Raw genomic sequence first — 15,548 nt, 5'->3', positions numbered from 1 at the left:
TAAGTTTATTTTATTTGTGGGAAATACCCGCCGCCGTGAAGTAATTGAAGGCACGATAATAAAAAAAGCATTTCCTGTTCCTTCAAATTATGTTTTAAAACTTGTTTTCTCATTTTTTGTTATTGGTTGGTTGCTGATCGTATGCCCAAAACGTGTTATGAAATTTTATCGATTGCAGAAGGAAGATGGGCTATCCGTTTTTCCCATAATTCAGAGTATATATATCAACGCTCATATATTGCCATACAATCTTGATTGGTTGCATTTTGGTTTTGCAACAATGGGGATTAAAAGGGAAAATGTGGCAAGAGCCATTAATGCAAAGTCAGCGGTTAGTTTGCGAGGGTTCGGTATTTCGGTATATCCGCTTAAGCATCCCGGGTGTTATGATTTGCTGTGGAAAAGAACCGATAAAGTGCATGTTATTTCTGATGATTTGATAAAAAAAATGAAAATTACAGGCTCTGGTTCTTCTCCGGAGGTTCATAAAATAACCCCCTCCATAAAGGTTTCTGATTTTATTCAGAAACAAAATAATGGAAGATTCCATACTCCTGTAAAAATATTATCCGTCGGACGATTGCATTGGATCAAAGGATTTGAGTATGGAATGGAGGCAATGGCCAGATTAAAAAACGATTTTAAAATTAATTTTCATTGGACTATTGTTGGTTCCGGCGTTGAGTATGAAAGACTCAAATTTGCAGCCTATCAATTAGACTTGGAAAATAATATCACTTTCAAGGGAAATATTTCTCATAACGAAGTTTCTTTGGAGATGTTAAGTACAGACATTTATATGCAACCAAGTATTCATGAAGGATTTTGCAACGCAGTACTTGAGGCTCAGGCTTCAGGTTGTTTTTGTATTGTTACTAATGGAGGAGGGCTAAATGAAAATGTTATTGATAAAAAAACAGGAATAGTTGTACCTAAAAGAAACCCTGCGGCTATGGCCGGCACCATTGCTAATGCGGTTAAAATGTCTGAAGAAGAAAGACAGATTGTAATTGAAGCTGCCGGGCAAAGAATTAAAAATGAATTTACCATTGAACGTCAAATTGAAAAGTTCGATAAATTTTATTCTAATGCGTAAAACTTTAATTTTCCCATATATAAAATATATTAAACCATCCTGGTATTTTAATTTAAATGGCACCCGCAGTTATCCTTTGTGGGTTAACTATGACTTGCTTGATTTATCTGTAAAAAAAAACATTGATTTTGATGAGGGGTATAGTTCACGGGAAGCAGCATTGAGAGACGCTGCTTATCAGGCTCTTTGCAAGGGGGTTATTTCCAATGATGAAAGATTATCGTTAAAGCAGTTTGATAAAGTATCACTGGATGATAATTATCGTTTTGTCCGAAAGTATTTTAATAAATACTGGGCCCTGGTAATTTTAGTAATTCGTTTTTTTTCTTTCTGTAATCCATTTAAAGAAATTAGAGCTTTTGCTAAAACCAAAAATGTAAGAAAAATAAATATATATACTTCACATATAAAGTATGATAATTTTCTTAAGGATTCACAATCATTGCTGAGCAAAAATCCTAAAGTTTCAGTTATCATTCCCACATTGAATCGTTATTTTTATCTGAAAGATGTTTTAAATGATCTTTCCAGACAGACTTATAAGAATTTTGATGTTTTGGTTTGCGATCAGACAGATCCTGCTGATATGGAATTCTATAAGCAGTTTAAAGCTTTAGATTTAAAAGTGATTGTTCAGGAGGAGAAAGCTTTATGGAAAGCACGTAACAGATGTATTAAAGAGAGTGATAGTCAGTTTCTACTCCTTTTTGATGACGACAGCAGAGTTGATCCGGATTGGATTGTAAACCATTTGAGGTGTCTTGATTTTTTTGATGCTGATATTAGTTCCGGTGTTTCTTTGTCAGTGGTTGGCGCAAAAATTCCCGAGAATTATTCTTTTTTTAGCAGGAGTGATCAGTTAGACACAGGTAATGTTTTGATTCGACGGGAAGTGTTTTCCAAGGTGGGCCTGTTCGACCGGCAATTTGAAAAGCAAAGAATGGGAGATGGTGAATTTGGCCTTCGCTGTTATCTGGAGGGTATTACAAATATCAGTAATCCAATGGCCAAACGTGTTCATTTAAAAGTGTCATCTGGCGGACTACGCCAAATGGGGAGTTGGGATGGGTTAAGACCCAAAAAATTGTTTGCTCCTAAACCAGTTCCCAGTGTTTTATATCTTGTACGTAAGTATTTTGGCGCCTCTACAGCGTTCCTCTTGTTGCTAATGGAAGTGCCTTTTTCCATTATGCCATATAAATATAAAGGAAGTGTCAGGTATAATTTATTAAGCGTTATTGTATTTGTTCTTCTCTTCCCGATTTTTGGGCTTCAGGTTTATATGAGCTGGCGCAGGGCATCTAAAATGTTGAAAGAGGGAGCTTTAATTGAGTTTTTATGATTAAGAAAGTTTTACTGGTTGCTTCCGAATTTCCACCAGGACCGGGGGGCATTGGAAATCATGCTTATTCTCTGGCTAAATATCTGGCCCGGCGGGGGATTGAAGTAAATGTTCTGGCCGATTCAAATTATGCCGGCAGACAGGAGGTTCTGGATTTTGATCAATCGTTACCCCCGCAAATAAAAGTCCGTAGAGTACTACGGATCTGGGTTTTTACCTACTTTCTGCGTTTATGGTTTTTGTTTAAGCTGGTTTTTTCTAAAAAATTTGACGGAGCCATTTTTTCAGGAAAATTCTCATTGTGGTTGTGTGCTGTTTTGAAGACCCTGGGAGTGAAAATTAAGTCATTAGGGGTTTTGCATGGTTCAGAAGTACAAATGAATAATAGGATTTACAGGGCTATCACAGACTGGGGCATTTCTCGGTTGGATTATATTGTTCCTGTATCGCATTTTACTCATTCACTGCTTACACCCAAATTGCAGAGAAAACCTTTTAAGATTATAGAAAATGGAATCGATATAACCGAATTTCAGGCATTAAATCAAAAAAGGGAAGTCAGCAGCCTCAAATTGAAAGGTGACCCTGTATTGCTTACTGTAGGGAATGTAACTTATCGAAAAGGTCAGCATCGTGTAATAAAGGCGATGCCTGAAATAATTAAGCGCATGCCTGAAGTACATTATCATGTTGTTGGATTGCCTTCCTGTAAGGCTGAATTCGAAAGGCTGGCACAGTCACTGAATGTCGATCAATATGTTACTTTTCATGGACGGCTTCCCAAACGGGAAGATTTAGCCGGGGCCTATGCTCTGGCCGATTGCTTTTTGATTTTAAGTGAAAACCAAAATGATGGGGATGTGGAAGGTTTTGGGATTGTTATTCTGGAAGCTAACTTTTTTAAGGTTCCTGCAGTGGGAGCTTCAGGATGCGGTATTGATGATGCAATAGAGTCAGGATTTAACGGCTTTTTAGTAGATGGTAATGATTCGGTTGAAATAGCCGAAAGAGTGCAGGAAATAATCAATGATAGAGAGGTCTTTTCGCAGCATGCATTTGAGTGGGCAAAAAAACACGATTGGGCTGTAATAGTTGAGAAGTATCTTGCTGTATTTGAAGGGTTGGATACCTAAATTCAAAATGGAGAAGAGGAAATGAGGAAAAGAATTTTATTCTTTTCCGATGTAATCCCGGACTGCAGCAAAACAAAATTCTGATAAATGAAACTTGTTATTATTTCTCATACCGAACATTATATCTCCTCAGATGGGGAATTGGTCGGTTGGGGCCCTACAATAAGAGAAATAGATCATCTGACTCAAATTTTTGAGCTTATTTATCATTGTGCCCCTCTTCATAAAGACAAAGCGCCGCAAAGTGCAATACCCTATAAGATGAAAGATTCTATTCGCTTTGTGCCTATCTCTCCTTCGGGAGGAGAGAGTCTTTGGGCAAAAGTGAGTGTTTTGAAAACAGCGCCTGCAAATTTAAGAATTGTACGGAGCGTTTTGAAGGAAGGAGATGTTTACCAATTTAGAGCTCCAACCGGTATCGGATTGTATATGATTCCATGGTTGAAATGGTTTTCCGGAAAGCCGGGTTGGTTTAAGTATGCAGGGAACTGGATGCAGGAAAACCCCCCTGCCGGTTATCGTATCCAAAGAGCAATGCTCCGTAATTTTAGCGGGCAACAAGTTACCATAAATGGTAAGTGGCCAAATCAAAAAAAACATTGTGTTACTTTTGAGAATCCTTGTCTTACTGAAGAAGAGATAAAAGAGGGCAGGACTGTTTTTGAAAAAAAGGATTACAGTGGTTCTTTGACTTTTTGTTTTGTGGGGCGACTGGAAAGTGCAAAAGGGGTCGGTCATATTTTGAGCGCATTAAAAAAAATAGGTTTTCACAATCGGATTGCCGGAATTCATTTTGTAGGTGACGGGCCTGAAAAAGAAGTCTTTGTTGAGCAAAGTAAAGGGATTGAAATATCGGTTTTTTTCCATGGTTTTATGAGCCGGGATAAAGTAGGGGAAATTCTCGAAAAAAGCCATGTTTTTTTATTGCCTTCAGCCTCTGAAGGATTTCCTAAAGTGGTGGCAGAAGCTGCCAATTATGGGTGCATCCCATTAGTTTCTAATGTTTCAAGTCTGGGGCAATATATTTTTGATGGAAAAAACGGATATATCGTTGATTATGATGAAAAAATTGCTGATGAGTTGGCAAATAGAATATTGAAAATTGTCTCCGAACCCCAATTGAGGGAAATAGCTTTTGAAGCCAATCGTTTGTCTCCCAAGTTCTCATTTGATTATTATAATGAGCGGCTTAAGCAGGAAATAATAAATCCTCTCGGCTTAAATCCAAACAGTAATAATAAATACAATTTGCTTTGAAAATAAAGGTTTGATATCAGTGTTATGTAAAATGTATTACGTCTAAAAGCTAAACAAACTGTTAATATATGCCAGATCTTTACAGAAAAAGCACGCATCTTTTATTGATTATTATCCATGTCATTATAGGGATTACCGGGAAATATGCCCCTGGAGTTCCAGGGTACTTTTATCTGGCAGTTACAATTCTTTTTATTTATGATATTATAATCCATCGGGATAGGGGAGCTCGGGCTGGATTTTATGCTTTGTATATTATCGGGTTTGAGATTGTTTACCGGATTTCAGGAGCAAATATTGCATGGGAAGCAGGGAAATATTTTAGTATTGGTATTTTGCTGGTTGGATTGATAATTAATCAAAAAAGGTCTTTCCCGTGGATTTTTCTTTTATTGTTTTTTTTATTAATTCCTGCATTGTTTTTGACTTCTGATCCTAATCCCGAGGATCTTCGCCAAATGATAATGTTTAACTTGTTGGGCCCCGTCACACTTGTTTTGTCCGGTATGTATTTCTATAAACGCAAAGTTGTCGAAAACGTATATCTTAATGGATTGCGTTTTGCTTTTCTTCCGGCTTTTGCTTTAGTGGTAGTCATTTCTCTTAAATCCGGCTTGTCAGGCCTTCAGTTTATATATGTTGGATCTAGTCCTGATGCGGCAGGTGGATTTGGTGCAAACCAGGTGTCAACAGTGATCGGATGGTTTTTGCTGATGGTACTGTTGTTCCGGATTATTGGAAAGAATATTACCCCTTTGGTATGGCTTGATTGGGGCATGATAGCAATTTTGCTGATTAGGGGGCTGGTCACTCTGTCAAGAGGAGGAATGATGGCGTTTGTAATTGCTTTCTTTATGGCTTTTATTGTATTGTGGGTTAAGCAAAGCTCATTTAGAAGGAAAACAATAAAGATGATGCCATACGTGATATTTGGGCTGTTCTTTTTTATTGGAACAATTTGGTACACCAATAAAATAACCAATAATTATTTATTTTATAGATATACAGGTGTTACCAACAGCGAATTGAGGACAGGGATTCCCGCCGAAGACAGCAGTTACCTTACCGGAAGAGACGAGATTATGGAAGGTGACATTGCTGCATTCAAAAAATTTCCTATTCTTGGTGTGGGCTATGGAATGGCAGCTAAATGGCACGCAATTTACTTTGGACACGAGGCAGCTGCTCATACCGAATATTCAAGACTGCTTTCGGAGAATGGAATGTTAGGATTAATTTTTATGATAATTTCATTTGTGTGGTTGCCGGTTTTATATTTCCTTAAAACTCCTTCTCCTTTATCCCGTGCTTTTTTTGTTGCTTTTTTGTTTTTAAGCCTACTTACAATGTTTCATGCTGCCATGCGATTGGCTTTGCCAGGTGTCCTATATGGGTTTTCGTTTATGTATTCAGGGTTGCCAGGTAATAGTTTAAAGAGTCGTCAGTTTAAATAAAAATCGATACCGGCAGATGCAGAGAAATAATGTTAATGATAAGTGAACTGTTTTTTTGAGAAATCAGAACTCTTCTTCTAATTTTTTGCTTGCTTAAATTCTAAGTCATGGGATTAGGAATTAAATTTCTGTATGTCAGTTTTGTCGTGTTTGTATTATATCTCATGTTTAAAGTTTTAATAGATTGTTGAATGAGGAAGATATTATATATTGGTAATAAGTTATCAAAACATGGTTTTTCAGTTACGAATATTGAAACGCTTGGTGAGCAATTAATAAATATGGGGTATGAAGTTTATTTTGCATCAGAATACAAAAATAAATTACTCCGATTATTTGATATGCTTTTTTCCATCATCAGACTAAGCAATAAAGTCAACTTTGTTCTTATAGATGTTTACAGTAAGCAGGCCTTTTATTTTGCATTATTGTCCGCCTGGGTATGCAGAATCTTCAAAATGCAATATTTCCCAATTCTTCATGGGGGAAATCTTCCTTTCAGGCTAAAGAAAAATCCGGTATTGTGTAAAAGTATTTTTGGGAAAAGCAGTATTAATATAGCTCCATCCAACTATTTCTTTAATGTTTTTTCCGAAGCCGGATATGATGTAATGTTTATCCCTAACAACATTTTTTTGGAAAATTATAAGTTCCGTGAAAGAAAAACGTTTTCTCCGTATTTGTTATGGGTTCGTAGTTTTGATAAGATATACAATCCTACAATGGCAATAAAGGTGCTGAAAGAGTTGTTAACCAAGTATCCGAATGCTCATTTATGTATGGTTGGGCCCGATAAAGATGGTTCAAAAAAGAAATGTTTGGAACAGGCCGGCGAAATGGGGGTTCAAAAAAATGTGACTTTTACAGGATGGATGTCAAAAGCCGACTGGCACTCCCTGGCTGAGAAATATGATTTCTTTATAAATACAACCCATGTTGACAATACACCTGTTAGTGTGATTGAGGCAATGGCTCTTGGGTTGCCTGTGGTTACTACCGATGTGGGCGGTATTTCGTATTTGGTGGAGAATGAAAAGGAAGGGATATTGGTTTCAAGAGGCAATGTTAAACAGATGGCGAGTGCAATTTTAAAAATTATTGATAATTCTGAAACCGGACAAGTGTTGGCATCTAATGCTCGTCGTAAGGCGGAAACTTTTGATTGGGCAGTGGTAAGGCACCAATGGAAACAATTGTTTGAAAACAGCAATTGAACTTAGCGATTTAATTGTTTTACAGTAATTAAATGCTTTATGGTTGAAATTGTAAATTATTCTCCGGAATACGAGAAAGTACACTACGAATTTGCTTCGGTAATGTTTGGTACAAGAAGGAAAAGGCGAAATCCCGATTATATTTACTGGAAGTTCAGGGGCCGGAAAGGAACCGAAATGCCATCATTTAAGCTAGCAATATTAAATGGAGAAGTGGTGGGTCAACTTGGGTTGATTCCCTGCAAATTGCTTGTGGATAATGAAATAATAGAGGCTCAGTGGGCCTGTGATTTGATGGTTCATAAGAATTGCAGGGGAAAAGGAATTGCGGCTAAACTATATGAAAATGCCCATGTTCAAAAGATACTAACACTGGGGAGTGACCCAAGTCCTGCGGCAGAAATTTCCATGTTGAGAAATGGCTATAAAAAAACACTTAGTGCTCATAGATATTTTATTCCTTATCATATAGGAACTCCTTTAAAAATGAAAGGCATAAATATAAACGCTTTGAATAAAGTGAAAAATCCTTTTCTGAATTTTTTCTCTGTTAAGGAAGTCTCATCTCTTTTCCAAATGCTGGAAATATCACCCGAACGGTTAAATGACATTTTTAAAGACAGATTTAAAAGCAATAGGCTGTCTGTTTACATAGATCAGGCTTTTTATCAATGGCGTTATTTCAGCTTTAAAGATTATTATCCCGGAATAAAAGTGTTCCAGTTGAAAGGGCATGAAACTTATTTTTCCGGATATTATATGGGCGGCACTTTTTTTATTACGGATCTTCAATTGTCAGATAAAAGGCATATAACTAAAATAATTTCCTTTATCTTAGAAAAGGGAAAAGGCATGCCTTTGAATAGAATTAATTTTTTAAATAACGAGAAAGAAATGCGGTTCCATGAGCTAAAGCCTGTTGCTATTAAATATAAGACGGATACAATAATAATCTATTATACTGAAAATTTAGAGCTTGCCCAGAAAATAAGTCAAAGATATTTTTATTATACATTAAGGGATTCGGATGAAAATATTTAAGAAGAAAATTGTGCTTATCTGGGATTTTGATGGACCGATTGGGTTAATAAATTCCAGTTTGCCTTATAATTTTCATTTTAAAACTTTGGAAAGTGAAATTGCAAATCTGAGGGTTATTCTTGACGTTCTGGATCAGTATGATGTAAAATGTTGTTTTGCTGTTACTGGTTTTTCTGCAGAAGAAGGTTTATATCCTTATACTTTCCCGGAATTAATTAAAGAAATCTATAGTCGTGGACACGAAATAGCTTCTCATTCATGGAGACATGAGTGGATTCCATTATTTGAAGTGAAGCAAGTGGAAAAAAGTTTGGAAAGGAGTAAGAATACTCTGGAAAGGGCCATTGAAGGGAAGCAGAATGTGGTTGGTTTTGTTCCTCCTCACAACCGGCCAATGACATGGATGCGGAGGGGGGCTTTTAGTTTGGGAGACCGACGAATATTCCCTTTTGCTGCAACGGGTGACAATGAAGCCTTAATCAGGTTGTTGAAGGACAAAAACTATAAATGGGTGAGAGTATCCTACTCCAATGTTCTTCACAAACTTGGATTTCGGAGCACTAAGATGACCGGAAGAATCTTTTACTATAAAGATATTTTGCTATTGGAAAATCACTATCCCGGTTTTGGGAAGCAAGTAACCGATTACATCCTTAGAACAAATTTTCCTACCTATACTTTAAGTGCACATCCATTGATGTTTAGCTTTAAAAACAAAAAGGAGAACAGAGCAAATTTTTTCTATATGCTAGAGCATCTTTGCAAATCAGATCAGAAAATTGAATTTGTAAGACCTTCAGATTTGTTAGCAAGAGATTAATTATGGCGGATTTCTTTCAGACACTTAAATTGTTAGGTTTTCCTGTTGAAGAAGCTTACGAAGAATACAGGTCAATGATGAATCAGGATGATCTTCTGATCTGGCAGGAAAAAAAGAAACATGACCTGGTTGACTATCATATTCGAAATAATGGTTTTTACAGAGGCATTAGCAACGGGTGGGATGGTTGTTGGAAAAATTTGCCGATTTTGACAAAGCAGGATCTCCAGGGTAACCATCTTAAGAAGATTTCAGATGTTGGAAAAGAGAAATATTATACTTCTCAAACATCCGGTTCATCAGGGCAACCATTTGTATTTGTAAGAGATCGCTTAACTCATACTCTTATCTGGTTGAATGTAGCGAATCATTATTCCAAAGCAGGGATTAGTTTAAATGATTCGCAGGCCAGATTTTATGGAATTCCTCTGTCCGGAGTGAAATTCTGGAAAGAAAAGCTGAAAGATTTTATTTCTCATCGTAAAAGGTTTAATGTTTTTAATTTGAATGACCAATCTTTAAATGAGTGGGTGAAAGTGTTCAAAAAGCATTCATTTAGTTATCTTTATGGTTATACCAATACCCTTTTATTTTTTGCAAGATATTTAATCCAAAACAATATTGTTTTAAAAGAGAAGTGTCCCGGGTTAAAAAGTTGCATTGTTACAGCAGAGGTCTGTACTAAAGCGGATAAGGCGATACTTGAAGCTGGGTTTGGGATTCCGGTGTACAATGAATACGGTGCTTCCGAAGTTTGTGTTATTGGATTTGGAGGAGGAGAAAAATGGCTGGTTTCCGATGAACTGGTGTATCTTGAGGTTGTAGATGAGCAAGGACATCTTTTACCCGATGGGGAGTCAGGTCGTTTATTATGCACACTCCTACACAATAAGGGAACTCCCATAATCAGATACGAAGTTGGAGATAATGCATCAATAGTGCACGAAGGCGGCAGAACTTATATTAAAGAATTAAGAGGGCGTTTAAGTGATCTTGTTGTATTACCTTCCGGGAAAAAAGTGCCTGGGCTAACCTTTTATTACGTTGTTCAGGGGGTAATAAATAAATTGGAAGGTATTCAGGAGTATAAAGTTGTGGGTAGAGGAAATAAGAATTTTGAAATTCAGATTGTTTCCCGGAATGAAATTACTCCTCAATTAAGGAGTGCTCTAAACAAAGCTGTTGAAAAGTATCTTGAAGCAGGATTGACGGTTGTTGTTGTCAGGGTTCCGGAAATAGATCGCACAGGAGCAGGAAAGTTTAAAAACTTCGAAAAGATATGACAAAACTGGAAAACTCATATCCTTTACTGTCCATAATTATGCCGGTACGAAATGAGGCCGGTTATATTGAAATGGTTTTAAATAATATTTTTGCTCAAAATTATCCCCGCGAGAAAATTGAAGTAATTATTGTTGACGGAGAAAGCGATGATCAAACTCTGGATATAATTAATACATACAATGTCCGCCATCTGGATTTAAAAATAATAACCATTTCAAATCGTGAAAGAATTGTTCCCTCCGGCTTAAATTTAGCTATTGGATACGCCAGTGGAGAGGTAATTGTTCGGATGGATGCTCATGCAGAGTATCCGGAAGATTACCTGCCCCGTCTGGTCGACGGGTTGAAACGTTACGATGCTGATAATGTAGGCGGAGTGGTGGAGACAATCCCTCCCAATCCGAAGTCTAAATCAAAGGCCATTGCTTTTGCCATGGGGCATCCTGCCGGAGTTGGAAATTCATTTTTTCGAATTGGAGCATCAGCGCCTATGGAGGTGGATACAGTTCCATTTGGTTGCTTTTTTAAGTCTGTTTTTGACAAGATCGGGCTTTTTGATGAGGAGCTTGTTCGGAACCAGGATGATGAATTTAATGGCAGGATGCGGCGATCAGGAATGAAAATAGTTCTTTTGCCCGATTTAAAAATAAAGTATTTTGCCCGGGATTCCTGGCATAATTTATTTCGGATGTTTTATCAGTATGGTTTGTTTAAGCCTTTAGTTGTAAAGAAATTAGGATTGTTGCCAACCTGGAGGCAATTAATTCCTCCTGTCTTTGTATTATTTCTCTTTTGGGGCGGATTACTATCGTTTTTTTTCACTCTGTTTTCGGGTTTATTTCTTTTTTTCGCAGGTCTCTATGTCATTATTTTGAGTTGGGTGGCGTTGCAAAGTGCTTTCAGGAATAATTTCGGGACTTTTTTTTATGTGATAGGGGCATTATTTCTGATGCATATTTCCTACGGACTGGGATACTTAAAAGGAATTCTGGCTGTTCTTGTAAAGAAGAATGTCTTTTTTAAAATAATGCAAACTTCGCGATAACTTATATAGGTTTTTCAATGAAGAGGTTGTTTGATCTGGTTTTTTCCATTTTTTTGTTGGTCATTTTGTTCATTCCAGTAGTGATGATTACGTTATGGATTGTGATTGATTCCGGATGGCCTGCTTTTTTCATTCAGGAAAGAATCGGACAATATGTAAAACCTTTCAAAATCATTAAATTCAGAACAATGAGGAGAATCCCCGGGGCTGAAAAAGGGGAGTTTAATGCAGGAGATAATTCAAGGGTTACTAGAGTCGGGAAGTTCTTGAGGAAAACCAAATTTGATGAATTGCCACAGTTATTAAATGTTCTGAAAGGGGATATGTCCGTTGTCGGTCCCCGGCCGGAGGTAAGACAGTGGGTAAATGCCTATCCGGAACGTTGGGAAAAAGTGCTTAAGGTAAAGCCCGGAGTAACTGACAATGCCTCAGTTTATTTCAGGAATGAAGAACAGTTGTTGGAACAGTCAGATGATCCGCATAAAACGTACCGGGATGTGATTCTTCCAAAGAAGCTAACCTTTTATGAAGATTATGCATCCGGGCATTCTTTTTTTAAAGATTTTAAAATCATCTTTCTTACCATAAAGGCTGTTCTTTTTAATTGAATGCTTATTGAAGCTGTCAAAACAAATCAGATTACCTCCGGTCCTTCTTTTAGTCGTTAAGATATAGCCAGGATCATTCTTGTTAATGGAACGAAGCTGTTTCAATTCTATTAATTCCTGAGCTGATTTTATCATTCCTCTAAATTTTCAATTAATGAGAAACACTGAATCTAAGCGTTTATATTATTTTGATTTTGCGAGGGCCACTTTCCTGATAATGGGAATATTTTACCATGCAGCTTTTGTTTTTAGTCATGAGCCTTGGTTCAATCATCAAAAGAGTTAATCAGGGTTTTAGATTAGACTATTAATTTTCCCTTTCATCGCCATGTAATTCAGAAAATTCCCATTTTTTACTTCCTGATGAACGGAAAATGGAAATAACCTGAATTATCCTGTTTTTTTAGTTACTGATTAACTAAATCAAAAAGTAGGGGTTGGTGCCTGAAAAAAGTGAATCATAATGACATTATGTGGATTTCATAAGACTGATAACTTAGATAAATTTTATACAGATGAAAGTTCCATTTTCAAAAGTTTCCTGCACCGGCAATGAGTTAAAGTACGTTACCGAAGTGCTTGAAGGCGGGTGGCTTACCACAGCCAGCAAAACCCTTAGTTTCGAGAATAAATTTGCCGAAAAAGTGAATGCCCGTTATGCGTGTGCCGTAAATAGCTGCACAGCGGCACTTCACCTTGGCATTGAGGCTTTGGGAGTTCAGTCGGGAGATAAGGTATTTGTGCCTGATATGACTTTTACTGCCAGTGCTGAAATTGTTCGCTACATGGGAGCTGATCCGGTATTTCTGGATGTGGAGTATGGAACATCATTGATTACTTCTGAAATTCTTACCGCTGCGATCAAAGAGTATCCTGATGTGAAGTATCTGGTGGTGGTTCATTATGGAGGACAGTCTGCAGAAATGTTTAATCCATACGGAACAGGAATAATGGATATTTGCCGGAAGGAAGGGATTAAGGTACTGGAAGATGCAGCCCATGCTTTTCCAGCAAAGCTTGGAGGACGAATGGTTGGAAGTTGGGGGGATGTTACTTGTTTTAGTTTCTATGCTAATAAAACCATCACAACCGGCGAGGGGGGGATGCTCACAACCAATGATGAGACGATTTATAATCGCGTCAAGGTAATGCGACTGCATGGAATTAATCGCGATGTGTGGGATCGTTTTACTTCTGATAAACCTTCCTGGGAATACGATGTGGTTGCACCCGGATTCAAATACAATATGCCTGATGTTAATGCTGCCATTGGGTTGGCACAGCTTGAAGAGGCCAATCGTTACAGGGATGAACGACAGGTCGTGGCTGAGAGGTATTTGGAGAAACTTTCCGATTTGGAAATGGTTGATCTTCCGGTATCTAAAGTGCCTCCGGAACATCATGCATGGCACTTGTTTCCTGTCGTTCTTAATGAAAAATGCATAATCAGCAGAAATGATTTTATTCAAAAAATGGCAGACAGAGGAATAGGTACTTCGGTTCATTATAAGCCTATGCACAGGTTGAGTTATTACCGGGATAATTATCAACTGGATCCATCTCAGTTCCCTGTGTCCGAGAAAGCTTGGCAGGGAACTGTGAGTTTGCCCATTTTTCCTTCAATGAGTGAGGAGGAACAATTATATGTAATAGAAGAAATGAGAAGAATTCTTAACCCATAATTGTCTTAATCTTAATTGGTCTTTATGTCATAATCATATTGGACCTTGACCGGGATTTTTGGTTTTAGAATTAATGTTTTAAAAATTTTCTATGTTTTTTGCTTCACTGGAATTCTTATTGTTTTTTACAGCATTATTTTTTATTTTCTTTTTTTCTCCTTTGAAAATCAGAAGTGCCATATTGTTATTGGCGAGCTTGCTGTTTATTGCGTTTTTTTCTCCTTCCTTTCTGGTATATGCAATCCTCTTTTCGTTTGTTAATTTTTGGATTGCTTTGATGGTTAATAAAGAAAAGAACTCAAAGAAACGAAAAAATATCTTTATTGGGGGGCAGGTTTTTAACATAGGGGGCCTGGTTTTATTCAAGTATCTTTCCTTTATTGTTGAAAATGTTCTTTTCATACTTGGGATTGAAGCCAGTGATTTTGGGGTTATTGGAAGAATTGCCCTTCCATTGGGTATTTCTTATTATACATTCCAGGGGATTAGTTATCTATACCTCGTTTATAAAGCCAAGGATCAGCCTGAGAAAAACTTCCTGAATCTAACTCTTTATATGCTCTATTTCCCTAAAATTATGGCCGGCCCTATTGAGCGGCACAGGAAATTTCTACCACAAATAAATCTTTCCGGGTTTAAATTCGATCATCAGAGGGTCGTGGAGGGAGGACAGTTAGTAATGTGGGGAATGTTTAAAAAGCTGGTGATTGGCGACACATTGGGCATTGTGGTTAATAAAGTTTATGCCGATGTAGAACAGTTTCAGGGAGTGCCTTTAATTATTACGTTTATTATTCAACCCCTTCAACTTTACTTCGATTTTTCCGGATATACAGATATGGCACTTGGTTTTTCCCGGATTTTTGGCATTCAACTAACCGATAACTTTCGTCGTCCTTTCTTTGCTCAAACCGTAGGTGATTTTTGGAGGCGATGGCATATAACACTTTCTTCATGGTGTAACGATTTTATTTATAATCGTTTGTTGTTGAAGCATAGGAAGTGGGGAAATAAGGCAGCTGTTTACGCAGTTTTTAGCAGTTTTCTGGTAATTGGTATCTGGCATGGTGCTAACTGGACATTTGTTGTACTTGGCATCCTGCAGGGGATTGCCCTTACTTACGAATTCTTTACGAAGCGGAAAAGGGTGAAGTGGAATAAATTAGTTCCATCGTTTGTGTATAAGTGGGGGAGCAGGAGCCTGGTTTATATTTTCTTTTCGGTTTCTTTGGTTTTCTTCTTCTCGCAAAGTATGGGAGATGCGATTCATTTTTTCAGGTTCTTGCCTCAAATACAGGGTCTTGATAATACCCACTATGGTTTTAACATCGTTCGATGGGAGGCCGGAGTTGCCTTGTCAACAGCTTTGTTGTTCCTTATATTTGAGTGGATGATTGAGGATAAGGGCCTTCAACTCAGAGAGTGGTTTAATCGTTTAAGATGGGGCTATCGATGGGGGATTTATTTTTTCTGGCTTTTTGTTGTGGTTTATTTCTCCAAAAACCAAATGGTTTTTGTGTATGCAGAATTTTAGCTTTGATTTTTGAAAAGTATGTAAATTAAAAAATGTAG

14 protein-coding genes are annotated in these 15,548 nt (G+C 37.4%); 13 read left to right on the top strand and 1 reads right to left on the bottom strand.

Features of this window, described 5'->3' with window-relative positions; genetic code table 11:
• The first annotated feature begins 16 nt into the window (after positions 1-16).
• The 12 genes from W7W_RS0111890 to W7W_RS0111835 all read left to right on the top strand — a co-directional run bounded on the left by W7W_RS0111890 (position 17) and on the right by W7W_RS0111835 (position 13,976).
• Entirely contained in the window at positions 17-1,096 is a 1,080-nt protein-coding gene (locus W7W_RS0111890) for a glycosyltransferase family 4 protein (RefSeq protein ID WP_157202477.1), read from the top strand.
• Positions 1,089-2,438, top strand: coding sequence for a glycosyltransferase family 2 protein (locus W7W_RS0111885; protein WP_010663973.1), 1,350 nt, complete (start codon positions 1,089-1,091; stop codon positions 2,436-2,438). Before W7W_RS0111890 ends, W7W_RS0111885 begins: the two co-directional genes overlap by 8 nt.
• Positions 2,435-3,571, top strand: coding sequence for a glycosyltransferase family 4 protein (locus tag W7W_RS0111880; protein WP_010663972.1), 1,137 nt, complete (start codon positions 2,435-2,437; stop codon positions 3,569-3,571). The genes W7W_RS0111885 and W7W_RS0111880 overlap by 4 nt, the downstream gene beginning before the upstream one ends.
• A gap of 87 nt (positions 3,572-3,658) precedes the next feature.
• Positions 3,659-4,828, top strand: a complete 1,170-nt coding sequence (locus tag W7W_RS22130; RefSeq protein ID WP_010663971.1) for a glycosyltransferase — start codon at positions 3,659-3,661, stop codon at positions 4,826-4,828.
• Positions 4,829-4,896: 68 nt separating this feature from the next.
• Positions 4,897-6,282 carry an O-antigen ligase family protein gene (locus tag W7W_RS0111870; RefSeq protein ID WP_010663970.1) on the top strand — a complete coding sequence of 462 codons (1,386 nt, stop codon included), beginning with the start codon at positions 4,897-4,899 and terminating at the stop codon, positions 6,280-6,282.
• A 191-nt stretch (positions 6,283-6,473) separates the two neighbouring features.
• Entirely contained in the window at positions 6,474-7,496 is a 1,023-nt protein-coding gene (locus W7W_RS0111865) for a glycosyltransferase family 4 protein (RefSeq protein ID WP_025006947.1), read from the top strand.
• A gap of 39 nt (positions 7,497-7,535) precedes the next feature.
• Positions 7,536-8,537 (top strand): GNAT family N-acetyltransferase, encoded by a 1,002-nt coding sequence (locus W7W_RS0111860; RefSeq protein ID WP_010663968.1) that lies wholly within the window; start codon positions 7,536-7,538, stop codon positions 8,535-8,537.
• Entirely contained in the window at positions 8,524-9,357 is an 834-nt protein-coding gene (locus W7W_RS0111855) for a polysaccharide deacetylase family protein (RefSeq protein WP_010663967.1), read from the top strand. The genes W7W_RS0111860 and W7W_RS0111855 overlap by 14 nt, the downstream gene beginning before the upstream one ends.
• Positions 9,358-9,359: 2 nt before the next feature.
• Positions 9,360-10,640, top strand: a complete 1,281-nt coding sequence (locus tag W7W_RS0111850) for a phenylacetate--CoA ligase family protein (RefSeq protein ID WP_010663966.1) — start codon at positions 9,360-9,362, stop codon at positions 10,638-10,640.
• Positions 10,637-11,686, top strand: coding sequence for a glycosyltransferase family 2 protein (locus W7W_RS0111845; RefSeq protein ID WP_010663965.1), 1,050 nt, complete (start codon positions 10,637-10,639; stop codon positions 11,684-11,686). Before W7W_RS0111850 ends, W7W_RS0111845 begins: the two co-directional genes overlap by 4 nt.
• 17 nt (positions 11,687-11,703) lie before the next feature.
• Positions 11,704-12,294, top strand: a complete 591-nt coding sequence (locus W7W_RS0111840) for a sugar transferase (protein WP_010663964.1) — start codon at positions 11,704-11,706, stop codon at positions 12,292-12,294.
• 515 nt (positions 12,295-12,809) lie between these two features.
• Entirely contained in the window at positions 12,810-13,976 is a 1,167-nt protein-coding gene (locus W7W_RS0111835; RefSeq protein ID WP_010663963.1) for a DegT/DnrJ/EryC1/StrS family aminotransferase, read from the top strand.
• 78 nt (positions 13,977-14,054) lie between these two features.
• Here W7W_RS0111835 and W7W_RS23515 read toward each other — a convergent pair whose 3' ends face one another.
• On the bottom strand, positions 14,055-14,378 hold the full coding sequence (locus W7W_RS23515) for a hypothetical protein (RefSeq protein WP_148660880.1): 324 nt from the start codon (positions 14,376-14,378) through the stop codon (positions 14,055-14,057).
• A 52-nt stretch (positions 14,379-14,430) separates the two neighbouring features.
• Here W7W_RS23515 and W7W_RS0111830 point away from each other — a divergent pair, with 52 nt between their 5' ends.
• A complete protein-coding gene (locus tag W7W_RS0111830; RefSeq protein ID WP_157202476.1) occupies positions 14,431-15,510 on the top strand; it encodes an MBOAT family O-acyltransferase in 1,080 nt (359 codons plus the stop codon).
• Positions 15,511-15,548: the final 38 nt, after the last annotated feature.

It is taken from the genome of Marinilabilia salmonicolor JCM 21150, assembly GCF_000259075.1.
GTDB lineage: Bacteria > Bacteroidota > Bacteroidia > Bacteroidales > Marinilabiliaceae > Marinilabilia > Marinilabilia salmonicolor.
The sequence above is the reverse complement of the archived record's forward strand: the minus strand, read 5'-3'. Positions and strand labels throughout refer to the sequence as shown.